The 25,452-nt window shown below is 43.0% G+C and carries 28 protein-coding genes and 2 riboswitches; of the genes, 14 read left to right on the top strand and 14 right to left on the bottom strand.

The features are described from left to right. Positions 1-10: 10 nt before the first annotated feature. From pheS to dapA, 6 genes are all read right to left on the bottom strand, one after another. Positions 11-991 carry a phenylalanine--tRNA ligase subunit alpha gene (gene pheS / locus E0Z06_RS06685; protein WP_132583082.1) on the bottom strand — a complete coding sequence of 327 codons (981 nt, stop codon included), beginning with the start codon at positions 989-991 and terminating at the stop codon, positions 11-13. 110 nt (positions 992-1,101) lie between these two features. Then, a complete protein-coding gene (gene hda, locus E0Z06_RS06680) occupies positions 1,102-1,797 on the bottom strand; it encodes a DnaA inactivator Hda (protein ID WP_132583080.1) in 696 nt (231 codons plus the stop codon). Then, complete coding sequence (locus tag E0Z06_RS06675; protein WP_132583078.1) at positions 1,797-2,864, bottom strand: DUF2066 domain-containing protein; 1,068 nt, start codon at positions 2,862-2,864, stop codon at positions 1,797-1,799. Before E0Z06_RS06675 ends, hda begins: the two co-directional genes overlap by 1 nt. Before the next feature lie 8 nt (positions 2,865-2,872). After that, positions 2,873-3,505: a YchE family NAAT transporter gene (locus E0Z06_RS06670; RefSeq protein ID WP_132583076.1), complete on the bottom strand. Its 633-nt coding sequence runs from the start codon at positions 3,503-3,505 to the stop codon at positions 2,873-2,875. A 194-nt stretch (positions 3,506-3,699) separates the two neighbouring features. Further along, on the bottom strand, positions 3,700-4,758 hold the full coding sequence (gene bamC / locus E0Z06_RS06665; RefSeq protein ID WP_165907377.1) for an outer membrane protein assembly factor BamC: 1,059 nt from the start codon (positions 4,756-4,758) through the stop codon (positions 3,700-3,702). A gap of 40 nt (positions 4,759-4,798) precedes the next feature. Beyond that, positions 4,799-5,680, bottom strand: a complete 882-nt coding sequence (gene dapA / locus E0Z06_RS06660) for a 4-hydroxy-tetrahydrodipicolinate synthase (RefSeq protein ID WP_132583072.1) — start codon at positions 5,678-5,680, stop codon at positions 4,799-4,801. Positions 5,681-5,862: 182 nt separating this feature from the next. Between dapA and E0Z06_RS06655 the strand changes: the two genes are divergently transcribed. Both E0Z06_RS06655 and bcp read left to right on the top strand, forming a co-directional pair. Beyond that, the gene (locus E0Z06_RS06655; protein ID WP_132583070.1) at positions 5,863-6,387 is read left to right on the top strand and encodes an ACT domain-containing protein; all 525 of its coding nucleotides are present in this window, start codon (positions 5,863-5,865) and stop codon (positions 6,385-6,387) included. A gap of 13 nt (positions 6,388-6,400) precedes the next feature. Next, positions 6,401-6,865, top strand: coding sequence for a thioredoxin-dependent thiol peroxidase (bcp, locus tag E0Z06_RS06650; RefSeq protein WP_132583068.1), 465 nt, complete (start codon positions 6,401-6,403; stop codon positions 6,863-6,865). Positions 6,866-6,949: 84 nt separating this feature from the next. Here bcp and E0Z06_RS06645 read toward each other — a convergent pair whose 3' ends face one another. Beyond that, on the bottom strand, positions 6,950-8,023 hold the full coding sequence (locus E0Z06_RS06645; protein WP_132583066.1) for an AI-2E family transporter: 1,074 nt from the start codon (positions 8,021-8,023) through the stop codon (positions 6,950-6,952). Positions 8,024-8,229: 206 nt separating this feature from the next. On the opposite strand from E0Z06_RS06645, the gene E0Z06_RS06640 reads away from it, so the two are divergent. From E0Z06_RS06640 to E0Z06_RS06625, 4 genes are read left to right on the top strand one after another with little or no spacing between them, the layout of a single operon-like run. Then, entirely contained in the window at positions 8,230-9,678 is a 1,449-nt protein-coding gene (locus E0Z06_RS06640; RefSeq protein ID WP_132583063.1) for a M48 family metalloprotease, read from the top strand. A 21-nt stretch (positions 9,679-9,699) separates the two neighbouring features. Next, positions 9,700-10,047, top strand: a complete 348-nt coding sequence (gene arsC / locus E0Z06_RS06635) for an arsenate reductase (glutaredoxin) (RefSeq protein WP_132583061.1) — start codon at positions 9,700-9,702, stop codon at positions 10,045-10,047. Next, positions 10,044-10,622: an NAD(P)H:quinone oxidoreductase gene (gene wrbA, locus E0Z06_RS06630; protein ID WP_132583059.1), complete on the top strand. Its 579-nt coding sequence runs from the start codon at positions 10,044-10,046 to the stop codon at positions 10,620-10,622. The genes arsC and wrbA overlap by 4 nt, the downstream gene beginning before the upstream one ends. 2 nt (positions 10,623-10,624) lie before the next feature. Next, positions 10,625-11,041, top strand: coding sequence for a DUF2069 domain-containing protein (locus tag E0Z06_RS06625; protein WP_132583057.1), 417 nt, complete (start codon positions 10,625-10,627; stop codon positions 11,039-11,041). Between the two features lie 12 nt (positions 11,042-11,053). Here E0Z06_RS06625 and E0Z06_RS06620 read toward each other — a convergent pair whose 3' ends face one another. After that, on the bottom strand, positions 11,054-12,253 hold the full coding sequence (locus E0Z06_RS06620; protein ID WP_132583055.1) for a DNA recombination protein RmuC: 1,200 nt from the start codon (positions 12,251-12,253) through the stop codon (positions 11,054-11,056). A gap of 76 nt (positions 12,254-12,329) precedes the next feature. On the opposite strand from E0Z06_RS06620, the gene E0Z06_RS06615 reads away from it, so the two are divergent. Next, positions 12,330-12,908 carry an LON peptidase substrate-binding domain-containing protein gene (locus E0Z06_RS06615; protein WP_132583053.1) on the top strand — a complete coding sequence of 193 codons (579 nt, stop codon included), beginning with the start codon at positions 12,330-12,332 and terminating at the stop codon, positions 12,906-12,908. A gap of 4 nt (positions 12,909-12,912) precedes the next feature. On the opposite strand, the gene E0Z06_RS06610 is transcribed toward E0Z06_RS06615, so the two are convergent. Then, complete coding sequence (locus E0Z06_RS06610; RefSeq protein ID WP_132583051.1) at positions 12,913-13,305, bottom strand: hypothetical protein; 393 nt, start codon at positions 13,303-13,305, stop codon at positions 12,913-12,915. Then, positions 13,306-13,971, bottom strand: coding sequence for a 7-carboxy-7-deazaguanine synthase QueE (gene queE, locus E0Z06_RS06605; RefSeq protein WP_132583049.1), 666 nt, complete (start codon positions 13,969-13,971; stop codon positions 13,306-13,308). A 113-nt stretch (positions 13,972-14,084) separates the two neighbouring features. On the opposite strand from queE, the gene queC reads away from it, so the two are divergent. Next, a complete protein-coding gene (queC, locus tag E0Z06_RS06600) occupies positions 14,085-14,741 on the top strand; it encodes a 7-cyano-7-deazaguanine synthase QueC (protein WP_132583047.1) in 657 nt (218 codons plus the stop codon). 29 nt (positions 14,742-14,770) lie between these two features. Here the strand turns inward: queC and lysC are convergent, their stop codons facing one another. Beyond that, the gene (lysC, locus tag E0Z06_RS06595; RefSeq protein ID WP_132583045.1) at positions 14,771-16,123 is read right to left on the bottom strand and encodes a lysine-sensitive aspartokinase 3; all 1,353 of its coding nucleotides are present in this window, start codon (positions 16,121-16,123) and stop codon (positions 14,771-14,773) included. 89 nt (positions 16,124-16,212) lie between these two features. Beyond that, positions 16,213-16,385: riboswitch (Lysine riboswitch) on the bottom strand. 175 nt (positions 16,386-16,560) lie between these two features. Then, the gene (locus tag E0Z06_RS06590) at positions 16,561-16,830 is read right to left on the bottom strand and encodes a DUF3081 family protein (protein WP_132583043.1); all 270 of its coding nucleotides are present in this window, start codon (positions 16,828-16,830) and stop codon (positions 16,561-16,563) included. 97 nt (positions 16,831-16,927) lie between these two features. Here E0Z06_RS06590 and E0Z06_RS06585 point away from each other — a divergent pair, with 97 nt between their 5' ends. From E0Z06_RS06585 to E0Z06_RS06565, 5 genes are all read left to right on the top strand, one after another. Then, positions 16,928-17,530, top strand: a complete 603-nt coding sequence (locus tag E0Z06_RS06585; protein ID WP_132583041.1) for a hypothetical protein — start codon at positions 16,928-16,930, stop codon at positions 17,528-17,530. 132 nt (positions 17,531-17,662) lie between these two features. Then, a complete protein-coding gene (locus E0Z06_RS06580) occupies positions 17,663-19,363 on the top strand; it encodes a M28 family metallopeptidase (RefSeq protein WP_132583039.1) in 1,701 nt (566 codons plus the stop codon). A 122-nt stretch (positions 19,364-19,485) separates the two neighbouring features. Next, positions 19,486-22,095, top strand: a complete 2,610-nt coding sequence (locus tag E0Z06_RS06575) for a YdbH domain-containing protein (RefSeq protein ID WP_132583037.1) — start codon at positions 19,486-19,488, stop codon at positions 22,093-22,095. Beyond that, a complete protein-coding gene (locus E0Z06_RS06570) occupies positions 22,092-22,280 on the top strand; it encodes a YnbE family lipoprotein (protein WP_132583035.1) in 189 nt (62 codons plus the stop codon). Before E0Z06_RS06575 ends, E0Z06_RS06570 begins: the two co-directional genes overlap by 4 nt. A gap of 10 nt (positions 22,281-22,290) precedes the next feature. Next, on the top strand, positions 22,291-22,644 hold the full coding sequence (locus E0Z06_RS06565) for a YdbL family protein (protein WP_132583033.1): 354 nt from the start codon (positions 22,291-22,293) through the stop codon (positions 22,642-22,644). Between the two features lie 60 nt (positions 22,645-22,704). Here E0Z06_RS06565 and E0Z06_RS06560 read toward each other — a convergent pair whose 3' ends face one another. After that, positions 22,705-23,037: a DUF1840 domain-containing protein gene (locus E0Z06_RS06560; RefSeq protein WP_132583031.1), complete on the bottom strand. Its 333-nt coding sequence runs from the start codon at positions 23,035-23,037 to the stop codon at positions 22,705-22,707. A gap of 184 nt (positions 23,038-23,221) precedes the next feature. Beyond that, a riboswitch (cyclic di-GMP riboswitch) is annotated at positions 23,222-23,317 on the top strand. A 129-nt stretch (positions 23,318-23,446) separates the two neighbouring features. Between E0Z06_RS06560 and E0Z06_RS06555 the strand changes: the two genes are divergently transcribed. Next, entirely contained in the window at positions 23,447-23,818 is a 372-nt protein-coding gene (locus E0Z06_RS06555; protein ID WP_132583029.1) for a DUF3718 domain-containing protein, read from the top strand. A 62-nt stretch (positions 23,819-23,880) separates the two neighbouring features. Here E0Z06_RS06555 and E0Z06_RS06550 read toward each other — a convergent pair whose 3' ends face one another. Beyond that, on the bottom strand, positions 23,881-25,431 hold the full coding sequence (locus E0Z06_RS06550; protein ID WP_132583027.1) for a cation:proton antiporter family protein: 1,551 nt from the start codon (positions 25,429-25,431) through the stop codon (positions 23,881-23,883). Between the last annotated feature and the right edge of the window lie 21 nt (positions 25,432-25,452).

The raw sequence follows: 25,452 nt of genomic DNA, 5'->3' as shown, positions 1-25,452 counted from the left end.
TTAACTCCGCTTATCTGAACTGTTTTAAAAAACGTAAATCGTTTTCGAAGAAGGCGCGTAAATCGGTTACGCCGTAACGCAACATAGTAAGACGCTCAACACCCATACCAAAGGCAAAGCCGCTGTAAACTTCTGGGTCAATACCGACTGAACGCAACACGTTTGGATGTACCATGCCGCAACCTAGCACTTCTAACCATTTCCCATTTTTGCCCATTACATCTACTTCAGCTGAGGGTTCTGTAAACGGGAAAAACGACGGGCGAAAACGAATTTGTAGATCTTCTTCAAAAAAGTTCTGTAAAAAATCGTGCAAAATACCTTTAAGCTCAGTAAAGCTAACATTGGTATCAACCATTAAGCCTTCAACCTGATGAAACATCGGCGTGTGAGTTTGGTCGTAATCGTTACGATATACTCGGCCCGGTGAAATAATCCGCAGTGGCGGCTGTTGCTGCTCCATCGTACGTATTTGTACGCCAGAGGTTTGTGTGCGCAGCATTAACTTGGGGTTAAAGTAGAAAGTATCATGATCAGCACGCGCCGGATGGTGCTCGGGTATATTTAGCGCATCAAAATTATGAAAATCATCTTCAATTTCAGGACCATGTTTAACCTCAAAACCTAACTCGGCAAAGAATGATGAAATGCGCTCGATTGTGCGTGTTACTGGATGAAAACCGCCAATGTCTAGCGTACGCCCAGGCAAGGTAACATCAATTTGTTCTTGCGCTAGCTTTTCAGCTAACTGAGCATGTTGCAGCAGATCGCGTCTGGCATTTAACGCATCTTGTACTTGCTGCTTTAATTCATTAATTTCGGCGCCAGCTTGCTTGCGTTGCTCGGGGTCCATCGCGCCCAAAGATTTTAATAATTCAGTAATACTGCCTTTTTTCCCAAGAAACTCGACCCGGATAGTTTCCAGTGCTGGAATATCTGCGGCGGCGGCAACGGCCTGCAAGGCGTTTTCCAATATTGCTGTTAGGTTCATGCGTGTCCTCAAAGCAGCTAGGTATTAATACATAACAAAGCCGCCAATGATACACCAGAATTAATGCTAAACGCAGGTTGTTACGGCATTTTTTCTAAAAAGGAGTGCGATTAATTTAAAATATCTTTGACAAAAGGGATGGTAAGTTTACGTTGATGCACTAGCGTAGCTTTATCTAGTTTATCTAATGTAGACACTAACGCTCGAATATCGCGATCTTGATGGTTTAATAAATAGCGCGCTACTTCATCGGGCAATTCAATACCGCGAAGTTTCGCTTTTTGCTGTAGTAATTTATGTTTGTCATCATCAGTAAGTAAACGCAGTTGAAATGCAGTGCATGCTTGTAAGCGCGACACCAAATCGGCTAGCTGCAAGCCAAGTTGTGCTGGCGCTTCGTTACCAACAATTATCAGTGCTTTGCCCTGCTCTAACATTCGGTTATATAGGTCAAACACTGCGGTTTGCCAGCTTAGATCGCCCGCTATAGCTTGAATATTATCTAAACAGACTAAATCAAGTTGCTCCAAGTCATCTAATAAACGCGGGCTAAACTGTCTGCATTCATCTAATGCAACTAACTGGCTGGTATGTCCCTGCTCTTGTGCTTGCACACAGGCGGCATACAGCAAATGCGATTTACCACTGCCACTGGCGCCAAATAAATATACTGGGCTTTGCTGGGTAGTTTGTTGCAGATAATTTTTTAAAAACACCACAGCCGCAGTTTGCCCGGCCGCATAAAAGCTGTCGAGCGTTTCGTCTTCCGGTAAGGTTACCGCTAAGGTGTACTGTAGTGGCTGCATTAAGGTCGAAGATACTCAAACGTTGCTAGTACTGGCACACTTACAGCATTAACCGCAGCAACGCTCTCGGCCATGTTATTACTGGCGAGAACTATCCGCAGTTTAGGGTTAAAACGCAGCGCATTGATCAAGCTTTCGGCACTTACATCACTTTGTAAGCGATAATGTACCGTGCCTAAATCAAAACGACTCACAGTCACCTCGGATATACCTACCACTTGTTGCAATAACTTTTGTACCTGTACCACGTCAGCCAAACTGTTTAACTGCTGCACTTGCAGTACATACTCTGCACTATTTTGACCTGTCATTACACTGGCATAACGCTCAGCTAATTGCCCGGCTAACACCGCAGCAAAACGTTGCATCAAGCTGGTTTCATCAATCGCGGTTACTTCATCACGATAGGTTCGGCCATCATCTTGTCGCTGCCAGCTAAGCCGGTATAAGCTTTCATTATCTTGTACTACTTTGTCAGTGGTTACGCTTAATATTACATCAGCATTATAGCGCGCACTCGCTTTACTAATTGACTGCCAAAACCCAGCCCAAACATCTGTTTCAGACAAATTAAGTAAGTCGTCCATATCGTACAATGGGCTTATTAACGGCAACCCTGCTTGCTGAAATGCCTGACGCATTGCCGCATTTAAACCGTCATCACTGCGCCGAACAAAGCTGCGATTTCCATTATCTTGCTGCACAAACCACACTAAAATATCGGGCCGTAATGCGCCCCAAATGCCGATGTTATTTTGCTGTAGCAAACGATTAACCTTAGTGGCATCCAGCAGTACTTTCATCTGATTACCCTGTGCATGGCGTATCGCTTCGTATTGCTTGATGTAACCTGATGCCTGCTTTAGCTCGCTAGCTAGTGCTGGCTCGGTGGCAATATCTGCCTTGCCAGTTACACGCACTAACACTTGTAATAGCGCATCGCGCTGCCACTGCGCACTGTCAGCGGCAACATTAGCTTGATATAAATCAGCCACTTGCCCAGCATTAGCTGCAACACTCATTACCACACTCATTGCCGCCAAAACACGCCATATCCTATTTATCATTTGTTACCTCATGCCAAAACTGGAAAAATGCCTTTTAAGCCAGCACTGATAAACTCAACGGCAATTGCGGCTAAAATAAGCCCCATTACTCGGGTAATAATATTCATACCAGTTTGACCTAAGCGGGCTGAAATTTTATCAGCTACACGCATTAACGCCCAAAGCGTGGCACCAATTAACACCAACTCTGCCGACATAATGGCGTAGTGTTGCCAACCGTCACTACGATTAGCATACAAAATAATTGAGCTTATGGCGCCAGGCCCAGCCAACATCGGCATAGCTAAGGGCACTATCGCTATCGACTTTCGCTGCTCCGCCTCTTCGCGCTCGGCATCCGTATTTTTTGCACTACTCGTTTCAGCATATAACATAGAGATCGCCATTAGCAGAATAAGTATGCCACCGCCGACACGAAAAGAGTTTACCGATATACCAAAAAAACTAAGAATGAATTCACCAAAAAATAAAGTGATTAATAGAATAATGGTCGCAGCTTTTGCGGCGCTAGCTGCGGTTTGTTTACGCTCAAGAGCCGTATGGCGCTGTGTTAACGATAAATATAGCGGTAATGCGCCTAGCGGATTAAGAATAGCGAAGATACCTATCAGTATTTTTAAATAATCCTGTATTTCTAGCATGCGTTACCTCCGTTATAGCCACGCGCAATGTAATTTTTAATCGGCTTATTTTATTACGTTATAAACAACAGAGCCACTTTATAGTGGCTCTGTTGCAGCATTAGTTATAACACCAAGCTAAAGCAATAAAGACATAAGCAACAAGCACAAAATAATTATTCTTTATTTAATAAGCTAATACTGCTCATTACACTTTATAATTCAATTCGGGCCTGACGAATCGCCTGCACAAAGGGTTCGTGCAGTGCTAATGTTGTTTCTGTATTTAAATAGGTGCCATCTTTATCGCGCAGCACAATAGCCGTCTGCTTATTAACCCGGCCTAACACCAGCTGATATTCCCCATTAGTCAGCGGCAATACGACTTTATCAGAACTACCCCATAACTTTGACCAAAAGCCCGGTTCAGGTTTGGTGTAATTAATATAATAGGTAAACTCGGTGCGGTTCATATCAGTAACAGCAAAATTTAACTCCGCTAACAAGGCTTCAAGCTGAGACCAAGTAACGTCAATTGACTGCTGAGTAATTAATGCCGGATGGCCTTCGGCATCAATCCCCGGTTCCAATGAAACATCTGGCGCTTTAGCTTTATTTGCGCGCGCGACGATAATTTCTTCTTTACCAATACGATCAATAATTTGATTGAGTAACGCAACCTCTTGGCGCTGTGCTTCACGGCCTTCAAGCTTAGCCTCAGCGTTAAAGTGCTGATGTTCTAACATCGTTACCATCATACTGGCGGCACGGCCATGAGGGCGTGGCTCTATGCTAATTTTAAAACGTGCCTGTTCTTGCTGCTGCGATGATTGCCAGAACCAAAAGCCTTCCTTCTCTGATTTAGCTATCCAGCCCGTGGTATAAGTTAGTCCCGTTTCATCGGCAGTAAGCTCAATCGCTTGTTCGGCAAATTGCGCTTGCAATATTCGTTGTAAAAACGGTACTAGCTCGCCGGTTGAATCATTACGGTCAAACCATACACGGGATAGCTTATCACCTTCTTCTATCCTGCTGCTGCCAGCAGTAGCCAACACCAAAGCCGGTGAATGTGTATCTGCTTCACTAATTACCGTGCTGCTGATCTCTGGAATATCATATTTTCCAGGCTTTGCTGGCTGCGCCAAACCAGCCGGCAGTTTTAACTCTGCATGGTTATATGCTGAACGGCTCGCAACTTCTTGTTCTGACTGAAACACAGAACACCCCGTCAGTAACACACTCGCGACAACACTACCTTTAACCCAATTTTGCACGGTACTACTCCTAAATTTGGTACTTTGTAGCCTGACTATTTCAGAACTGAATATCTGCTAACCTTAACGCCTGTTCGATTGCCGCGCCATGAATTGGTTCAAGCTGTGTAAGCGGTAATCGCAGCATATCTGAATTAATCAGACCCATTTTTTGCAGTGCCCATTTCGCAGGGATGGGATTTGCTTCAATAAAGAGATCTTTGTGTAACGCGACCAAGGTGTTATCAATTGATTCAGCTTGCTCACGTTGTTGCGTTAATGCGGCGGCACATAATTGCGCCATTTTTTTCGGTGCAATATTAGTAGTAACCGAAATAACGCCATGACCACCACGTAACATAAACTCCGCCGCTGAGGCATCGTCGCCACTTAATAACATAAAATCTGCCGGACATAACTGTTGCAACTGCGCTAAACGCTGCATCGACCTAGTGGCTTCTTTAATACCAACAATATTACTGGTCTTAGCTAGCTCGGCTACCGTTTCGGGTAATAAATCTATACCGGTACGACTGGGCACATTGTACAACAATACCGGCTTATCCGTTACTGCCGCAACGGCATTAAAATGCGCAATCATGCCCTTTTGCATGGGTTTATTATAAAACGGCGTAACCGTTAAGAAGCCATCAATAGGCAGTAAAGACAGCGCTTTGGTACGCTCAATGGTTTCTGCGGTAGCATTAGTGCCGTTACCCGCAATCACGCCAATTTGCCCGTTCACTTGCTCGCATACTGCCGCAATAACCTTTAATTGTTCAGCAAAACTAATCGTTGCGGCTTCACCCGTAGTACCCATTATCACTAAACCTTGGGTGCCATTTTTTAGATGAAAATCAACCAGCTGTTTTAAGCCAAGATAATCAATATCTGTGTTAGCCAACATCGGCGTGATAAGCGCAACCCAACTTCCTCTGAACATGTTAATTACAATCCTGTTAAACCAGTAAGGAGGGCTATGTTAAAGAGACACTGGCCTAAACACAAGAATCCTGATGCGGTTATGTGCTCACTAGACAAACCGATGATATAATCTTGCGGTATGTTACACTTGTCGCCGATATTTTTCTTAACGTTTTTAGTTTGCCACCAGGGTTTTATATTATGCCACAACAACTTGTAGTAACCGCCATTGGCAATGACCGCACCGGCATTGTTAGTAGATTGGCGCGTTTAGTTACCGATTGCAATTGCAACATTATTGACAGTCGCATGGCTATTTTCGGCGGCGAATTTACTTTTATTATGCTGTTATCCGGCGACTCAGTTGCCATTAGTAGAATAGAGCATTTATTACCGGGGTTAGGTTTAGAACTTGATCTAACGACAATGACTAAGCGTACCAGTGCTCATCAGCCTAAACCTGTCGCCGCGCACTATGTATTAGAGTACAAAGGCTTAGACCGCGTCGGTACACTAGGTGCTATAACGGGTTTGTTGGCTAGCCGTGATATCTATATCGGCTCACTGCAGTCTGAAAGCAAAACGGATAAACATGGCCAAAACCTAATGCATACCGTTATGACATTAGAACTGCCTGAAGGTGAATCCGCACAGCAAATTGAAACCGACGTTATGGCGCTGATAAACGACATGAACTTAACGGGCAGCTTTAGCGCCCTCACCTAATAAGGATTGGATTATGCAATATCTGACCGCTGGCGCTATCGCCCCTGATTTTACCTTAGTTGACCAACACAATAATCAGGTGCAGCTTAGTACGCTATTACAAAAAAACCGAGTACTGGTGTATTTTTATCCCAAAGCCATGACACCAGGTTGTACCGTTCAGGCCTGTGGCTTACGTGACAGCATGGCGCAGCTAGCAGCTAAAGGCGTTAGTGTGCTCGGCATAAGCATTGATGCGCCAGCGCGCTTAGCCAAGTTTGCACAGCGCGACCAGCTAAACTTTACATTGTTATCTGACGAAGACCATAAAGTAGCCGATGCTTTTGGTGTTTGGGGTGAAAAGAAATTTATGGGCAAGGTATACGACGGCCTACACCGTATTAGTTTTCTTATTGCTCAGGATGGCAAAGTAGAAAAAGTATTTGATCAGTTTAAAACTAAAGATCATCACGCAGTGGTACTCGATTATTTGGCTTAATACATAAGCCAAATTAAAACTAGATTAAAAATTTGAAACTGATAAAGGCGGTGTACGAACAAAGCAAGTAAACCACCTTTATTTTTACTCGTTTAGCTCAATTTGCGGATGAACTCGTGTCGACCACGCATTTATTGTTGCTTTAACTAATGACGCCAGTGGAATGGCAAAAAATATACCCCAAAAGCCAAACAGGCCACCAAAAAATAGTACGGCAATAATAATAAATACAGGATTTAAATCTACGGCTTCAGAGAACAGTAAAGGGACTAACAAGTTACCGTCTAATGCTTGAATAATGCCATAAGCTAGCATTAGATAACCAAATTCAGCCGTTGGCCCCCACTGAAAAAACGCCACTAACGCCACAGGTAAAGTTACTACTGCAGCACCAATGTAAGGAATAAGTACTGATAAGCCAATTAACACCCCTAATAACAGCGGATAATTTAAACCAAAAATAGCAAATACCGCATAGCTAACCGAGCCAACAATCAAAAGCTCTAATATTTTGCCACGAATATAATTCATTATTTGGCCATTCATCTCTTGCCACACTTGGCTAATTAGGCGGCGCTCGGTTGGCAATAGCTGGGCGAAACTAGAACTCAGCTCTGCCTTATCTTTAAGCATAAAAAACACCATCATCGGTACTAATACCAAGTAAATAAGTAATGCCACCAAATCGACTATAGACGCCAACGACAACTGCAACATATCGCGACCAAATACCATTAATCGCTCATCAACCGAGTGGATTAAGATGTTAATTTGCTCAACACTTACCATGCCTGGAAATGTCTCTGGTAATTCAAGTAAATAGCTTCGGCCTTGCTCTGTCATCTGCGGTAAATCACGTAATAGGTTACGTCCTTGATACCAAACAATAGGAATAATCCACATTAGGGTTAATATGGCTAAACCAACAAAACCCGCGACAACACTAATGGTTGCAATTGACCGTGACAAACCTAGCCTAGATAACCTCACAACTGGCCACTCAAGCAAATACGCAAAGGCAATAGCCACAAGCACTGGCGCCAAAATGCCGCTTAGCCAATAAATAGCCATAAAACCAATTAGTAATAACAAAAATAAGGTGACGACTTGCGGATCTGAAAACTTATTGGCATACCATTTTTTTAACCAACCCAGCATATTAAGACTCCAGCACCAGACAATACGGCGAAAATACCTTAGCGTTTTTGAGTATACCGAACAAAATAGCGTATTTGATACTAAACCGACTGTTACCGGTAAATATATGTTAAATTAACGGCTTGGATAACTGGAACTAATTAATAAAAATCCAGACAAACTCAGCATTATGACATTGACTCGACAACAGGGCAGGTGTTTTTCACATGACTTTCACTGTAGTAACTAAGCCCACTTTATTATGCTTAATAGTAGCATTAACGCTGCCACTTTCGGGGCAGACAAAGGCAGACTTGCCGGATTTAGGTGGTAACGCATTTAGCACCATTAGTACGGAAAAAGAAAAACAACTCGGCGATGTGATGGCGCGCGAAACTCGCGGCAGCCTGCCTATGGTTTACGATCCGCTATTAGATGAATATATTAACGCTATAGGTAATCGCTTAGTATCGCGGGCCAACGACGTTAAATTTCCATTTAAATTTCATTGGGTTAATGACAAAAATATTAATGCTTTCGCTACGCTTGGCGGAAATATCACCTCTCACACCGGCACACTGGCGATTGCCGACAGTGAAAGTGAATTTGCCTCAGTAATGGCGCACGAAATAGCCCACGTTACACAACGTCATATTGCCCGCTTTTTTGAGGCCCGAAACCAACAAGCACCAATAACCTTAGCTGGCATGTTAGGCGCCATTATTTTAGCTACGGTAAACCCAGAAGCAGGCATGGCGGCGTTAATGGCAACCCAGGGCGCTTCAGCACAAAGTGCCATTAACTTTACCCGCGGTAATGAGCAAGAAGCCGACCGTATTGGCATGACCATTATGGTCGAAGCCGGTTTTGACCCTTATGCCGTGCCTAACTTTTTTCGCAAGTTGACAGAACAAAGCCGGTTTTTAAACCAGCAATTATCTTTTCTCCAAACCCACCCATTATCGCAAAGCCGAGTTAGTGATACTCGCCTTCGTGCAGAACAGTTTCCACAACGTTTTATTCCAGATAGCCAAGACTTTACCCTAAGCAAAGCTCGGGTTCTGGCGCGCTACCATTACGATAAAGCAGATGCTGAAATCGTTTTCAGAAAAAAACTTACTGAACCTAGCGGTAATACTAAAGCGAATCAGTACGGCTTAGCTATAGCATTGTTGGATAACGGTAGCCTAGATCCGGCGCGCAAATTAATAGAAAAGCTGCTAGAAACTGATGAACATAATTTATATTACATGGATGTTTATACCGATATTCTACTTGGACAAAAAGAGTATCAACGCTGTTTAGAGTTACTAGAACAGCAATACTTGCTGCGACCTAACAATCAGGTCGTCACATTAAACTATGCCAACGTCGCACTGGTTTCGGGCGCTCATCGCCTAGCCATTCATTTACTAAAAAGCTTGTTGTTTTATAAAAGTGATAACGTACTGGCGTATGGCTTGTTGGCCGACGCTTATAAAGCGGCAGGTGATATGGCCAAGTTTTATGAAGCGAGAGCTGATTTAAATTATCAATATGCCAATTACCCACGCGCAATTGATGATATTAACGAAGCACTTAATCATTTAAAAACAGAAGAAAAGCTGGAAAACCGCCGCTTAGAAGCGAAAAAACGTCAATTACAAACCGAATTTGACCGTTTGCGCCGTATGTAACATCTTTATACAGGATATTTTATGTTTACCATTTATCATAACCCGCGCTGCTCAAAGAGCCGCGAGACGCTTGAGTTATTACAACAACATAGCCAGCAGATTGAGATTATCGAGTATCTTAAATCGCCACCTTCTGCCGCAGAATTACAGCAGATCTTAGCTAAACTGGGTATTAGCGCACGGCAACTAATACGCAATAAAGAAGACGAATATCAGCAATTAGGTTTAGCCGACACCAGCCTAACGGACGCACAATTGATTGCCGCCATGGTTGCACAGCCAAAACTCATTGAGCGCCCTATTGTCGTCTGCGGTAATAAAGCCGTTATTGGCCGACCGGCAAGCAATGTACTGACGCTACTGCCATGAGCGCAACGGTTCTAGTTGTTTATTATTCGCGTCACGGCGCGGTAGCCGCACTGGCAGATAAAATTGCTATTGGCGTGCAACAAGCTGGCGCTGAAGCTTTAGTACGCTGCATACCACCATTAGACACTCAGCATGCCAGCCGTCACGCTATTGTTAGCCAAACTGAACTACAACGCTGTGACGGTTTGGCTTTTGGCAGCCCAGTACGCTTTGGTAATATGGTGGCCGACGCTAAAGCGTTTTGGGATAACACCACCAGCATTTGGTTAAAAGGCGAGTTAATAGATAAACCAGCCGGTGTGTTTACGTCTTCGGGTAGCATGCACGGTGGCAATGAAACCACATTATTAAGTATGAGTTTGCCTTTGCTACACCATGGTATGCTGCTAACCGGTATTCCCTATAGCGAACCTGAACTGCATCAAACTAAAACGGGCGGCACGCCTTATGGCCCATCGCACGTTAGTGGTCATAATGCTGATAATAAACTTAGTGTTGAAGAACAACGGCTTGCTATTGCATTTGGCAAACGCTTAGCTACGTTAAGTCAGCAACTTAAACAACATAGGTGTTAAACATGCAACACAGTAGTACGCCGTTATCTGCGCAGACTGCACGATATTTATTACTGGGCCGTATCGGCTTTTGGGGCTTGTGGTTATTGCAACCACTATGGATTTTATTACTAGCACCACCGCAGTTAGGTAATGCTTATGTACTGCTTACACTCTTGTGGTTGCCATTATGGTTGCCGCTGTATGGCATAATTAAGGGCCATGCTTACACTATTGCTTGGGCCAATTTTATTGTGATGATTTATTTTCTACATAGTTTAACTAACGCGTGGGTAAGCACTGGCATGCAACAGGTGCTGGCATTGTTAGAGTTTGTGCTAGCCTGCGCTATGTTTATTGGCTGTACCTATTATGCTAGTAATCGTGGCCAAGAGTTAGGCTTGAAAATTCCTAAATTAAAAGACGATCCACGCCAATAATAAATAGTTAGCTTACTCGGCATCGTCGAGCCATTCTACTTTTTCAATTTGGCTAAAACGGTTACTAATTTTATCCGCTGACGTATGAATTTGTTTTACATCAACGGCAGCCTGATCAATATGCTTGGCCAAATTATCGAACCGGCCACGAAAACGGGAAAAATCATCGGCTAGTTTAATTAAATGCTCTTGTATTAAATGAATTTGTCGACGTGTTGCATCGTCTTTTAACACACTTCTAGCGGTTGTTAGCACTGCCATTAAGGTGGTGGGTGATGTTAGCCACACTCTGCGTCGATAAGCTTCTTCAACAATATCAGGGTGATACGCATGTAACTCAGCGAAAATAGCTTCAGCAGGTAAAAACATAATGGCACCATCTGCAGTTTCATGGGCAATAATATATTTATCGGCAATATCATTAATATGCTTTTTAATATCAATTTTAAATTGCCGCTGAGCCTGCTTTCGCTCTTCTGCTGAGCTGTGTAAGTCGGTCATTTTTTTATAGCTTTCTAACGGAAACTTCGCATCTATCGCAATATCGCCGCTGGGTTTGGGTAAAAACAACATACAGTCAGCAATACGACCATTACTTAGCGTGTGTTGTAATGAAAAGTGTTGCTCTGGCAAAACATTGCGAATAAGTGCGGTTAGCTGTACCTCACCAAAAGCTCCGCGTGAGCGTTTATCGGCGAGCACTTCTTGCAAGCTAACCACGTTATTAGATAACTCGGTTATTTTTTTCTGCGCATCATCAATCAGAGCGAGTCGTTTCACAATATCAGTAAAGGTTTGATTGGTTTTTTCAAAACCATCACTTAGACGTTTCTCTACCTGTCCGGCGATATCCTTTAAACGTTGATCGATACTTTGAGTTAACTGTTTTACTTGCTCGGCTAACATTATGGCTTGTTGCTGTAAATTCTTACTAAGCTCAAATCGCGCTGCTTGCTGGGTATCCGATATTTTTTGTAGTACCTGCAGTAAATGCTCTTGTTGCTGTTGCAATAGCTGCTGGCGTTGCATGTGCAGCTGCTCAGATAACTGCTGTTGAAACTGCCCCTGTTGTTGCACCAACTCTAGCTTATGTTGCGCTAACTGCTCACTAAGGCCAGTGCCGGGCGCTTTACGCACTAGTATTATCAACAGCAAAATTAGGCTAACGCTGCTAAGGCCGGTTAATACATACATCCAAAACTCTGTTGTCATAAATCCTCTGTTTGGGCAAACCACTATTAACTAAGCGACGTATAAGGAGTAACTATACAATTTAATCTGTAGCAATATGAATGAACTCGCTTTATTTCCGCTGAATAGTTTTATATTACCTGAAGGTCGTATGCGTTTAAGGGTATTTGAACGCCGTTATGTGCGTTTAATATGCGAGGCAAGTTCGGGTAAGCGTAATTTTGCTATCGCGCAAATTAACCCCTACGTTGCTCAGCAGCACCCTGAACGAATTTTGTCATTGGCTACTGCTGTGCGTATTGACGATTTTGAGCAATTAGATGATGGCTTGCTAGGCGTTACGGTAATTGGCGTAGAAAAAGTACTAATAACAAACCGTTGGCAAGAGCCAGACGGGTTAAATGTTGCCGATACGCAAGCTCTAACAACTTGGCCTAAGCATGATATTGCCAAGGAATATCATCCGCTGATTAAGCAATTGGAAAAGCTACTGCAACAGCATCCAGAGCTAATGGCATTATATCCAGAGCCTAAATACCGTGATGCAGCGTGGCTGGCGTCTCGCTATTTGGAGTTGTTACCGATGAAACCTGCACTAAAACAGCAGCTAGCACTAGAGCAGACCCCCACTCCGTGTCTAAATAGCTTGCAAGCGTGGCTTGCCAACTATGCCTAGCCCGCTATTTTACAAAGTTAGCGTCTTCATCATCTAAAATAATTGCCACTATCTGCCACTTTTCGCTATAGCGCTGTAATGTGTAAGAGGTGTGGCAGCTGAAGATAATTTTGTTTTCAGCATTATAAAAACGCCAATACAAACTGGCAAATTGCATTTGCTCTGATAAGCGAAGCTGATGCTGCAATACAAAATCGGCATGCACTACACCTAGGCTACGGTATTTTTCAATTCTTGCCAGAATATAACGGTGCAGATTATCTATGTCAGTAAACAGTATTTTCGTATCGCCTACCAACAGCATGCTGGGTAACGAAATAAATTGACTAAAGCTGTCAAGTTCACAATTAACGTATATCTTGGCATACAGCTGAAAAAAATCGGCTACCGTTTGCATTTAGCTAATCCCTAAATATTTGTGTACCTGTACGCTTAAACGCCAATTATATTTTTTACACATGGCTATCGCTAGTTCTGTGGCACGGCGTTGTTGGCTAATCGGTTGTAAGTAAATTAGCTTACCTGCACAATCGGTTTGTTGCAATAATTGCAACAGCTCATCTATATGTTTTTCCATTGCAACCGGGTGTTTAATTTCATTAGCTCGATCCAGCGCACTTTGCAGCACCTTATAACCACCGGCCATATTCACCTTAGGCGACACAGTTACCCAGGTTTGTTCTGGTGCTTTTATCTCATAGGTGCCGCTAGTTTCAATTTGCGTGCTGTAACCCTTGCTATATAATAATTCACACAGCGGGGTTAAATCGTACATGCAAGGTTCGCCACCGGTAATAACCACATGCTTAGCTTGATAGCCTTGCTGGCTAAATAACGTAACTAATTGCGCAGCCGACACCGCGGCCCAGTGCTCGGTTTCCGCAGTTTTTATTATAATATCGCCTAGCGGTTGTTGCATTTGCGCGCTAACCGGCCAAGTATGCTTGGTATCACACCAGCTACAGCCTACTGGGCAACCTTGTAAGCGAATAAAAATAGACGCCGCACCAGTAAAACTGCCTTCGCCCTGAATGGTTTCAAAAACTTCGTTAACTTTATACACTCTATGCTTAGCCCTTTAGCCTACAGCTGAACTACTGTACAATGCGCGCCCCGACAGTATTGTCGGGGTAATCCGCAAAACATTTGGTTGTATTATACAAGAGAGAGCCCGCTATGCCGAACAAAGTTGTCGTGATTTACTCCGGAGGAATGGATTCATTCACAGTTTTACATAAAGCTATTCAGGCCGGTCACGATGTTTATGCATTGTCGTTTAATTACGGTCAGCGCCATGTTAAAGAGTTGCAGTGTGCCGCACAGGTTTGTGCTGAATTAGGCATCAATCATAAAATAGTAGATATTTCAGCTATTAATCAGCTACTTGCTGGCTCATCACTAACAGACAATATTGATATTCCTGAAGGCCATTACGCTGCTGACAACATGAAATCAACCATAGTGCCTAACCGTAATATGATCTTGCTATCTTTGGCTGTGGCCTACGCCGTGTCGATTGGTGCATCACAGGTATACTATGGTGCGCACTCTGGTGATCATTTTATTTATCCTGATTGCCGCCCAGAATTCGTACAGAAAATGCATGATGTGTGTCAGATAGCCAACTATGAAGCGGTAGACATTGTTAGCCCCTATTTAAGCCACACCAAAATTGATATTTTAGCCGATGGTATCGCTATGGGACTGGACTACAGTAAAACTTGGACTTGTTACAATGGCCGTGAAAAAGCTTGTGGTAAGTGTGGTTCATGTCAGGAGCGTTTAGAGGCATTTACGTTAAATCACGCCACTGACCCGCTCCCTTACGAATAATACTAACTGCATTTACTGCAGTGCTTATGTCAGCCTGCAGTAAATAAGCGTTGATGCAGTTGCTTTACAACATTTGCCGCATCAGCGTCTTGCACTAAAAAGCACAGGTTATGTTTAGATGCGCCATGGCAAATCAAACGCATATTAACCCGCTCCAAAGTATTAAATAAATCGCCAGGGATCCCCTTGCTGCCATGCAAATGGTTACCAATAACGGCAATCAAACTTAACCCTTGCTCGACACTAACGTCGCAAAAGGTTTTAAGCTCGGTTAATGCAGGTTCAACAGATGCACTAAACGCCGTGGACATGCCATTTTCATCAAGTGTTAACGCCACACTAATCTCAGAGGTGGTTACTAAATCTACCGAAATTTGATGCCGACTTAAGGTATCAAAAACCCGTGTTAAAAAACCAGCAGCATGCAGCATGGCGGGGCTTTTAACGGTAATTAAGGTTTGCGATTTACGCAGCGCAATAGCGCGATACGGCGGGCGATCTTTTACTTCTTTGGCAATCCATGTACCACCAGCATGTGGTTCTCGGCTAGAGCCGACAAAAACAGCAATATTGCGCCGCATAGCCGGTATTAACGTAGCCGGGTGCAACACTTTAGCGCCAAAGGTAGCCATTTCAGCCGCTTCATCAAAACTAATTTCTTTAATACAACGTGCTTGCTCAGTTAGGCGCGGATCGGTTGTAAATATACCTACTACGTCAGTCCAAATTTGTACTGTAGATGCTGATAATGCCTCGCCTAATAGTGCTGCGCTATAGTCAGAGCCGCCACGGCCTAAGGTAGTGGTTTGCCCTAGCTCATCAGCACCAATAAAACCTTGGGTAACAACAATATTATCATGCAGTAACGGCTGCAAATGCTGGCCACATAGTGCACTAATATTGGCCACTTGCGGTTCGGCTTTACCAAAACGACTGTCAGTGCGCATTATTTGTCTGATATCAAAACACAAACCGGCAACGCCACGCTCACGCAGTACTTGCGCAAATAATACCGAGCTTAAGCGCTCGCCAAATGACTGAATTTCATCTTTTTGTGCTGCGCCATATACCACTCCTCCATTTTCAATTAAATGCTTAAGGGCGAGTAGTAAATGTTTAATTTCTGCGGCTACGCACTCTGGCTGCTGCAACTGGTTAATTACCGAGAGCGTGATAGCCTCAATACCTTGATAGCAAACGTAACGTTCGCTAATGTCACAGTGCTTGGTAATGGCAACCAGTAAGTTAGTAACGCCAGCACTGGCACTCACTACGATTAAACGGATATTGGGTTCGGCTAAAATGATATCAGCACAACGAGACATGGCGTCGAAATCAGCAACACTACTGCCGCCGAATTTTGCAACTATAAGCTTGGACAAAAGGGATCTCTCCTTATAAAACATAATAAGCAGAGCATGGCATTTGCTAATAGCAAAACGAAAAAAACAGACCGCTTCTATAATTAACAAAGGCCAGAAGCTCTCCACCGAAATTCAGGTGACAGTCGCACGGATTCAACCGATACGGCCAAAAAACACTGTTCTATACTGGTGTTTTTTTCGGCGTTACGCCCCCTCACTCGGGCTACGATGTATAGACATCTGTCCCGAGTTACCTGGCTAACGCACCTCTTCTGGTCTATCTAATATGATTGACGGGCATTACCTTACCTTGTTTTTTCAATCCAGACAATAGCCTTACAGCCGTCTAAATTACAAAGTTATAGGTTAGCTTACTACTGTATACTGCCAGCGCTTATAATTCGGCGCTATTTTAACGCGTGTAACTGAACAAATCCTTAGCAATGTGAAAAAAATTAGTACTTTTCATTAATTTTTTTCAACTGCGTAATAAAGTCGTCCATATCTTTCTCTGACTTAGCATCACTGTGCCATTTATTATGAAAACCCAGTGTTAATTGCACTTTACCATCATTAAAATACACCTCATAACCGTCAAAACCTGAATTAACCGTCATACCATCTAGTGTAAACCCCGCACCCAGCTCATTCTTTATTGGCTGACCATGTTGTTCCACTTTACCAAATACCGTTAATAAAAATTTACCATCAAGTTCGTTTTGCATTTGTGTTTGCTCCTGTTACCTACAACTTAAGAATAACACCAGTTTGCAGCTATTACGTACAAAGGTTATAGTCCGGCCAAATTACAAGGAGAGATAAATGCACCAGTCCATGATTACCGGCGCTTTAACGTTAATATTTTCGACCAGTATATTTGCTAACACCATACAAAATGCGCCATTAGTATCTATTGTCAGCCATGATGCTTATTTTGATAATTTACGCGCACATTGCGGCAAAGCTTATGCTGGTAAAGTTGTAATGGATAATCCGGCAAGCGGAGGTTTTGACGGTGCATTAATTATGCATGTGCGTAATTGTACTGACAACCAACTGCAGATCCCGTTTCATGTTGGCAACGATCACTCTCGCACCTGGATTATTACTAAAACTGGTTCAGGCTTAAGTTTAAAGCATGATCACCGGATGAAAGACGGTAGCTATGATGAGTCAACCATGTATGGCGGCCATACTTTAGATGCCGGTTGGCCAACGGTGCAAAGCTTCCCCGCAGATCAGTACTCTAAAGAGTTGTTTACTCGCTTAGGCATGCCACAATCTAACAGCAACATTTGGCAAATGTATATTTATCCTACCACTTTTAGCTATCGCTTAATTCGTGAAGGACGAGAATTTCGAGTTGATTTTGATTTAACAAAACCGGTGGCATTACCGCCGTTGCCATGGGGCTATAAAGACTAATCGTCGAGCTTTATCGACCAGTTTACTGGTTGAGGCTACAGAGTTGCGTTAAGATAAAGTGTTTTTACACCAGCTGCCGTGACAGCGGCACTAAATAGCTAAACATATAACGATAAAAACTACGGAGTAACCATGACAACCCTTTCCAGGTTTACCACGCTTGCCAGTTTACTGGCGGCAGGTGCGCTACTTAGTGCCTGCTCAAAGCAACCAGCAGATACAACAACGGCTCAAGTCAAGCCTGCGGTTGAATTGCAAAATGAATTTAAAATAACCGAGGTTAACCCGCGGTTAGGTGAATATATTAAAACCTTATCATCTGACGAGTTTCAAGGCCGCGCGCCAGCAACTAAAGGCGAAGAGCTAACTGTCGCTTTTTTAGAAGATAACTTTCGTCGTATTGGCTTAAAGCCAATTAATGGTGACAGCTATAAACAACCTGTTTCTTTAGTGCAAATTGATCCGACTCAAGTATCAGCAATGACGTTAAAAGGTAAAAACTTGCCGGCGCAGTTTAATTACCGCGATGATATGACCGCCTGGACTAAGCAAGTTACCGAGCAAGTTGAAGTAACCGATAGCGAAATGGTCTTTGTTGGTTATGGTATTGTTGCGCCAGAATACAATTGGAACGACTACGAAGGTTTAGACGTAAAAGGCAAAACCGTAGTGATGTTTGTTAACGATCCAGGCTTTGCGACTAAAGATCCCGCATTATTTAATGGCGATGCCATGACCTATTACGGCCGCTGGACCTATAAATATGAAGAAGCAGCACGTCAAGGTGCGGCAATGGCATTAATTATTCATGAAACCGACGCCGCCAGTTATGGTTGGGGTGTGGTTGCACACGGCTCGCCAATTAAATTTGACTTGGTTAATGAAAATAAAAACGCCGATTTAGCCAAGGTTGAAGGTTGGATCACCACTGAGTCAGCCGAAAAGCTACTTGCACATATCGGTACCGACTTAGCAACAATGCATAAAAAAGCACTAGAAAAAGATTTCAAAGCCGTGGCCTTAGATGCAACTGCATCAATTAGTGTAAAAAACAATCTACGTGAACTTACCTCAAGCAACGTAGTGGGTTATATCGAAGGTAGCAAATACCCTGATGAATACGTGCTTTATATGGCGCACTGGGATCATCTAGGTATGGATTTTTCCAACCCAAGTAACAAAGTATTTAACGGCGCACAAGATAACGCCTCTGGTACGGGCGGCTTATTAGCACTCGCAGAGTACTTTACCCAACAAAAACAACCAGAACGTTCAGTTGTATTTGTTGCGGTAACGGCAGAAGAGCGCGGCCTATTAGGCTCGGCGTGGTATGCCGCTAACCCAGTATTCCCATTAGAGAAAACGGTAGTGGGCATTAACATGGACGTGATGAACGTATATGGCCCAATGAAAGATATGGTGGTGGTTGGTCTTGGTAATAATAATGCCGAGGATATTTTAATCAAATATACTAAACAACAAGGCCGTTATGCCGTGCGTGAGCCAAACCCTGCGGCAGGCACAGCCTATCGTTCGGACCATTTTAACCTATCGAAAAAAGGTGTACCTATACTGTACGCTAAAGGCGGCAACGATCACTTTGAAAAAGGTATCGAATGGGGTAAAGCGCAAAGTGCTGAATACAATAAATGCTGCTACCACAAAGTAACCGACGAGTGGGACGACAACTGGGATTTACGTGGTGCACAACAAGATTTATTCCTGTTCTACCAAGTGGGTAATGAGTTGGCAAATAGCCGCGAATGGCCAAATTGGAACAAAACCAATGAGTTTCGCGCACTGCGTGATACCTCAGCGAATGCTCGTAAATAAGCAATAACAGCAGTTATTGTTGTATAGGGTAGCTTAGGCTACCCTTTCTATTGGTCTCAATTATTCATAAGCTATTCAGTCAGTTCAGCGTAGTGTCTGCTGAAGTAAATTAAGGATATTCAATGCGTCACTGGCCTAAAGTACTGCTAACAATGTTAATACTCGTTGTACTGCTTTTTTCTGCAGGCTACTGGTATTGGCAAAAAACACTGCAGACTTTAGCCATACATAACCTGCAATTTGGCATAAAAACCCTTAGCCTACATCAACTGCAACTTAAGCATTTAAGCTTTGAGCTAGAACAACCTGCAGTAAAAGCTGAACTTAATGATCTTGTAATACGTTGGCATTTTCCGTCGTTATTTCGCCCTACTCTGCAACAGATTAGCCTTGGCAGTGGCAAAGTAATACTTACACAGTGGCCGCGCTCGGCACCAGATAAAGACCCACTAGCAGAACTAAACTATAGCTTGCCAAGCAACTGGCAAATACCAACTCAGTTCCCGAAGCAAATAGATATAAAGCAACTGATGCTCAGCCTACCTTGCCCAGCAGGACAGTGCGATTATCTATTAGCTGCGCAGCTACAAATAGCAGAGCAACATTTACGTTATCAGCTGTATGGTTATGATGCTGCCAGTGCGGACATAGTAAGGTTAAACCTGCAAGGTGATTACCAAACCGTACAAGGCCTACCCTTACTTAATAGCCAATTAACGTTTGATGATAGTATTAGCCTAAATTTAGCACAAACCTTGAGCCAACAAGTTGCTAAACAACCCGATCTGTTGCATGCAAGCGGCAATATAAAGCTGCAAATAGCCCCGCCATCTCCATGGTTATTACAACAAATTAGCGCTTGGCAACTCGAATTACCCGCGGATGCCGTTGCACAATTTACTGCTCCGGTAACACTCAACAGTGATTGGCAGTTTGATTTACCTAAGCAACTCGATTTAATCAGTATTAGCCAACAAGCTAGTGGTAACGGACAACTAACCCTTCATTTACCCTCACCGCTGTCAGTGCCAGGCATTGGTCAATTACAAGGTCAGCTGCAACTAGAAATAGGGTTAAGTGATGGTGAACTAAGCCTTTATAAATTAAACAGCGAGCTTGCACTGCTGCAGCCAATACTGCCTGATGCCTTGCAACAAAAAGGTATACAAGCTGACATTGTTAATATTAGGCTTTATGCCGATGGTAAAACTAAGCCACAATTCACGGCGTTGCCAGTACAGGTGAGTATTAGCTCACAAGGCGCCACTAATCTTTCGTTTAATAGTGCTGCAATAATTAACCTTATACCGCCGCTAAGTGCAACGCTGCAACACAGTGAGCTAGCGCTGCAGCAGCAAACATTTACCCCTACACCACAAACTAGGCTGGAACAACTCAGCTTACACAGTCAGTTTACTGCCAATTGGTTAGACGATAGCTGGCAACTTGATATAAAAACTGCTCAGCTCAATTTACAACACCTGAGTGTCAACGATATCAGTGCTAAAACAATCCAGTTAGATATATCACCAAGCAAATTCAATGGTGATAGTCAATTTCACCGTATCGATTTTAAAAGCCAGATCGCGCTGACATTAGGCAGTATTAAGCAGACAGAGTTATTAACACAAAGCTGGCAGTGGCAAGCGGATATTAGCGGTAAATTAGACCTTACTACTGCATCCCAACATGAACTAATGGTTAAAGGTGCACTTAGCAACCATGCTAACTTAGGTATTAATCATCAACTAGAGTATCAAAATAAGCAGTTAGAACTTAACTGGCAGCTTGATGAGATGTTCTTATTGGCGGGTAACCCATTAATGGCCTCTTTTACCAGTTGGCCAGCGTTATTAGAGTTTAGCCGAGGGCGAATGAATGCTAGCGGCAGTCTTCACTATACCGACTCTTTAAAGGCCCAAGCTAACCTTAATTTATCCGGTATAAGTGGTATTTATGATCGCAGCCTATTTAAAGACTTATCAGCCGAGCTTAATCTAAACTACGATGCCAATGAAATCACGCTTACTACCGAAAACACGACGTTAAAAGAAATAGATCACGGGGTAGTCGTTGGCCCATTAAAATTAGCGGCTCAATATCATGCCTTAGCAAGTGCCCCCGTCGCCGGTAAAATGACCGTTACTCAGCTGCTATTACAGGCCATGGGCGGCCAAATAACGGTGCAGCCAGTAACTCTTGACCTAACGAAAGAGCAACAAGAAGTGATATTGCAGTTAAGCCAGATAAACCTAGCTCAGTTACTGCAACAACACCCCACTACCGATTTAACCGGTAATGGCCGTATCTCAGGTACTGTTCCCTTACTTATTAATCGCAGTGGCGCAACCATAAAAAATGGTCATATTGCCGCAGAAAGCCCAGGTGGAGAACTACAATACCGCCCTACTGGCGCAGAAAACATGGCGGCAGGTAATTCAGGCATGAAGGTAGTATTAGATGCATTAAACGATTTTCATTACTCAGTGCTGGCCAGTGATGTAAGCTATAGCAATCAAGGCCAACTTATATTAACGCTTAACTTGCAAGGCAGTAACCCTGCGTTGGAAGGTGGTAGAGCGATAAACCTCAATATAAATTTAGAGGAAGATATACCCGCATTGATCACCAGTTTGCAATTAAGTAGCAAAATCAGCGACAAAATTAAGCAACGGGTACAGCAACGCATACAACAATCAAGCGCAAACCGCGCTAATGGAGCTAAACCATGATCCAACAATTAACAGCCTCAGCCATGCTGGTACTGCTACTTGGCGCCTGCACACCTAAGGTGCAAGTAGCGCTGCCATCCGAGCCGATTAACATTAATTTGAATGTTAAAATTCAGCACGAAATTTTTATTAAAGTCGATAAACAATTAGATGAATTGTTCAGCGACGACAGCGGTTTATTCTAAGGAGCCCAAGATGAAATTAATGACTAAAGTAAAAATGCTGTTGTTACCGGCCCTGTTTGCACTTAGCTTGCCGGTGCTAGCCATGAATTTGCAGCAGGCTATGGCAACGTTGGGGCAAGCGAAAGCTCAAGGTTTAGTTGGTGAACAAGCTAACGGCTACCTAGGTGCAGTGACATCGAATGCGGATGCCAACGACATCGTTAAATTAATTAACGATGCAAGACGCGCTGAATATAGCCGCCTAGCTCAGCAAAATAATATTGCCGTAGCCGATGTAGAAGCCATGGCCGGTAAAAAAGCGATAGAACGCACTAACTCTGGACACTTTATTTTACTTGATGGCAAGTGGGTAAAAAAGCCTTAACTCTATAAGTTTATCTTAATAAAAACGGGTAGCACTAATGTAGCGTTACCCGTTTAACTTTTACTCCCATTGTACTGGACACTGTTTTTTTACGGCCTTTTGTAGCATCTCAAGCAAGGGTTCAGCGCGCACATTTAAACTAATGTAGGCTTTTGTTGTAGCCGAGGATACCCGCTGTTCCGCCAAATTTTCATTTTGTTTTACTTTTTCTTGTTCTTCTCGTGCTATCTCGGCTAGCCCGTGTTGTAGTTTAGCCAGAGCCGCAGCTACATCCTCAGCAAACAGCGCAGAAGGTACTTTGTCATCTCTTCCCATTAACGCTAGTAGCTTAATAGCCACATCTTTAAAATAAATTAAATTACCGCTGGCTTTAGTTTTAAAGGTAACAATCATAATTACTCCAAATTTAGCGATAACAAATAGTGTATTTACTATCTAAATGCTACGTTGCGGTTAATTGTAGCGTTAAATAAAGTATTTATAACGACTAAATGTAAACTATCTTCGCTTTTTAGGTATTAACCGCTTATTAATAAAATTAAGCTTGCATAAAAAACCGGCACTATTTAAAATGTTAACAATCGAAAGGCAAGTCATCCGAAAGGGTGTACACGCAAAGCTTCAGGTCTAAGGGTTGCCATAGTATGGCATCTACGATAGCTGGGCTGCCGTCGCAAATGCGATGTTTATTCTGCTCCGCCAGAGTTACTCGACATCCTGCATGTCCTTTCGCGATAAGCACTTTAAATAATTGAACTTACTTAATTATTGATTGTGAAATAACTCATTTTGGAGCACGACTATGAACGCAAAATTACTTTCTTTAGCCACTATTATTGCCGCAACGTCTTTTATCAGCACTCCAGTTGCTGCTGATGAACAGCTGGCTCAGTCTATTTGCTCATATGTAGCTGCTGATAGCAAAAATAACCTGCGTAAAACCTTAGCGGATAACCGCTTACGTTTACGTAACGTGTATGACGGTATCGTTTGTGATGGTTTACCATTAGTTCGTCATGCTATTAAGCATAATGCTGCAGACGCTGCAGGTTTTATTATCAGCCAATTACCTGGTAGCCAAGTTGCTGCATCAGGTGACATTGAATGGGCCACCAGCAATGGTTTTAGCTCTTCACCTATTATCGCTGCCATCAAAGAGCGTAGTGCAAGCTAATATACTGAATATTTAAAACAAGGCGCCTAATGGCGCCTTGTTTGTTTCTGCTTCATTACTAATTATGCACTTTTATTAAAACAATGTTGTTTTACGTGTTCGGCAATACCTACGCCGGCTTCTGACATTGTAAGGTAGGTTTGATCAGCACCAGCGGCAATAATGTCTCTGGCTTCATCATCGTGCATACTGTGCGACACAATAAAGCCTTTAAAACCGGCTTTGCGCAGCTTTTTCGCAGCAATCATTTTAGCTTCAACATCGTTCATACTTAAAATTACCGCTTCAACGGCACCAAAGTTTAAGCCCTGCCAAAATATCTGATCTTCTGCGTCAGCATAAAATATATTAATACCCTTACTTTTATGTTCCAGCACTTTAGCTGGATCTGAATCCATAGCAATAATATTACGCTTATCTTCAAGATAATGATAAGCCGCATTACCCGTACGGCCCATGCCCATAATGAGTATTTCTGCTTCGCCTAGAGATATAGGTTGCTCATCAGGGTGATGAATATTGCGTTCGAACTTTAATAACCTATTACATAACCGGTCATATAACGGATGGGCAAAGCGGTTTAGTGGCGCTGAAATAACAAAAGAGATAGCAACCGTTAACGCCAACGGAATTAGCCACTGCGGCAACACCACGCTAGCAACAATAAGACCAAACTCACTGTAATTAGTTAGGCTTAAACTGGCTAAAAATGCACTACGTGCCCGAAGTTTAAAAAACACCAATAACAAGAAAAACAGTAGTGCTTTTATCGGTAACAATAGCGACATAACACCGGCAAATAGCCATGCATTGGCATCGGGTAAACCATCAATACCAATTTGTAGAAAAAAACCAACTAAGAAAAACTCTTTAATACTCCATAATGATTTCGCTAGCTCGCCTGCACGGGGATGTTTTGCCAATATTGCGCCAAACACCAAAGCACCAAGCTCAGAGCTTAAACCAACCATTTCAAAGCCTTGGCCGCCGACCACTAATGCCAGCATTAAACCAAACAAAATAAGTAAATCTTCATGGCCGCTAACATCAAGCAATTTATATAATACTGGCCGCAGCAAAGGTAATAAAAACACCAGTAACGCCCAAGGTGAAGGCGCAGTGCCGTTAGCAATGCTCATTACTAATAATGCTAGTAAATCTTGCATAATTAAAATGCCGATGGCAACTCGGCCATGAAAGGCGCGTATTTCTCGTTTACCTTCCAACACTTTGGCTGCTAACACCGTGCTAGAGAACGCTAAGGCTACCGCCAGTAATAATGCCTGATATAGGCTAACATCAAAAATAAACAGTGCTGCGGGTAAAGTTAAAACTATTGATAACCCGAAATGCAGCATGCTAGTACCCAGCACTTCAGACTTACCTAAACTGCGGACATTAAGCTTTAAACCCACAGTAAATAGCAGTAGCAACACACCTAAATGCGCAACGTGATGAATAATGTCGTTACCCTCAGACGGGTAATTTAAATCGGCAGAAGTAGCCGATATGACAAAGCCTGCTATCAAATAACCGATTAGTGGCGGTAAACCTATAGCTCGGACCAATAAACCAAGAGAAAAAGCAAAACCTATCCAGACCGCTTCAAGCATTTATTACCGTTCCCTTTTATA

The organism is Rheinheimera sp. D18 (genome assembly GCF_004345025.1).
Taxonomy (GTDB): domain Bacteria; phylum Pseudomonadota; class Gammaproteobacteria; order Enterobacterales; family Alteromonadaceae; genus Alishewanella; species Alishewanella metallidurans.
The sequence above is the reverse complement of the archived record's forward strand: the minus strand, read 5'-3'. Positions and strand labels throughout refer to the sequence as shown.

Coding starts and splice junctions, on each gene's coding strand:
- E0Z06_RS06555 (WP_132583029.1), top strand. CDS start 23,447: ATGAACGCAAAATTACTTTCTTTAGCCACTATTATTGCCGCAACGTCT.
- E0Z06_RS06675 (WP_132583078.1), bottom strand. CDS start 2,864: ATGATAAATAGGATATGGCGTGTTTTGGCGGCAATGAGTGTGGTAATG.
- E0Z06_RS06655 (WP_132583070.1), top strand. CDS start 5,863: ATGCCACAACAACTTGTAGTAACCGCCATTGGCAATGACCGCACCGGC.
- arsC (WP_132583061.1), top strand. CDS start 9,700: ATGTTTACCATTTATCATAACCCGCGCTGCTCAAAGAGCCGCGAGACG.
- bcp (WP_132583068.1), top strand. CDS start 6,401: ATGCAATATCTGACCGCTGGCGCTATCGCCCCTGATTTTACCTTAGTT.
- E0Z06_RS06575 (WP_132583037.1), top strand. CDS start 19,486: ATGCGTCACTGGCCTAAAGTACTGCTAACAATGTTAATACTCGTTGTA.
- E0Z06_RS06560 (WP_132583031.1), bottom strand. CDS start 23,037: ATGATTGTTACCTTTAAAACTAAAGCCAGCGGTAATTTAATTTATTTT.
- E0Z06_RS06565 (WP_132583033.1), top strand. CDS start 22,291: ATGAAATTAATGACTAAAGTAAAAATGCTGTTGTTACCGGCCCTGTTT.
- E0Z06_RS06620 (WP_132583055.1), bottom strand. CDS start 12,253: ATGACAACAGAGTTTTGGATGTATGTATTAACCGGCCTTAGCAGCGTT.
- wrbA (WP_132583059.1), top strand. CDS start 10,044: ATGAGCGCAACGGTTCTAGTTGTTTATTATTCGCGTCACGGCGCGGTA.
- hda (WP_132583080.1), bottom strand. CDS start 1,797: ATGCAGCCACTACAGTACACCTTAGCGGTAACCTTACCGGAAGACGAA.
- queC (WP_132583047.1), top strand. CDS start 14,085: ATGCCGAACAAAGTTGTCGTGATTTACTCCGGAGGAATGGATTCATTC.
- E0Z06_RS06590 (WP_132583043.1), bottom strand. CDS start 16,830: ATGCAAAACGAACTTGATGGTAAATTTTTATTAACGGTATTTGGTAAA.
- dapA (WP_132583072.1), bottom strand. CDS start 5,680: ATGTTCAGAGGAAGTTGGGTTGCGCTTATCACGCCGATGTTGGCTAAC.
- E0Z06_RS06580 (WP_132583039.1), top strand. CDS start 17,663: ATGACAACCCTTTCCAGGTTTACCACGCTTGCCAGTTTACTGGCGGCA.
- E0Z06_RS06645 (WP_132583066.1), bottom strand. CDS start 8,023: ATGCTGGGTTGGTTAAAAAAATGGTATGCCAATAAGTTTTCAGATCCG.
- E0Z06_RS06670 (WP_132583076.1), bottom strand. CDS start 3,505: ATGCTAGAAATACAGGATTATTTAAAAATACTGATAGGTATCTTCGCT.
- E0Z06_RS06625 (WP_132583057.1), top strand. CDS start 10,625: ATGCAACACAGTAGTACGCCGTTATCTGCGCAGACTGCACGATATTTA.
- E0Z06_RS06550 (WP_132583027.1), bottom strand. CDS start 25,431: ATGCTTGAAGCGGTCTGGATAGGTTTTGCTTTTTCTCTTGGTTTATTG.
- E0Z06_RS06640 (WP_132583063.1), top strand. CDS start 8,230: ATGACTTTCACTGTAGTAACTAAGCCCACTTTATTATGCTTAATAGTA.
- pheS (WP_132583082.1), bottom strand. CDS start 991: ATGAACCTAACAGCAATATTGGAAAACGCCTTGCAGGCCGTTGCCGCC.
- E0Z06_RS06615 (WP_132583053.1), top strand. CDS start 12,330: ATGAATGAACTCGCTTTATTTCCGCTGAATAGTTTTATATTACCTGAA.
- E0Z06_RS06585 (WP_132583041.1), top strand. CDS start 16,928: ATGCACCAGTCCATGATTACCGGCGCTTTAACGTTAATATTTTCGACC.
- E0Z06_RS06570 (WP_132583035.1), top strand. CDS start 22,092: ATGATCCAACAATTAACAGCCTCAGCCATGCTGGTACTGCTACTTGGC.
- E0Z06_RS06610 (WP_132583051.1), bottom strand. CDS start 13,305: ATGCAAACGGTAGCCGATTTTTTTCAGCTGTATGCCAAGATATACGTT.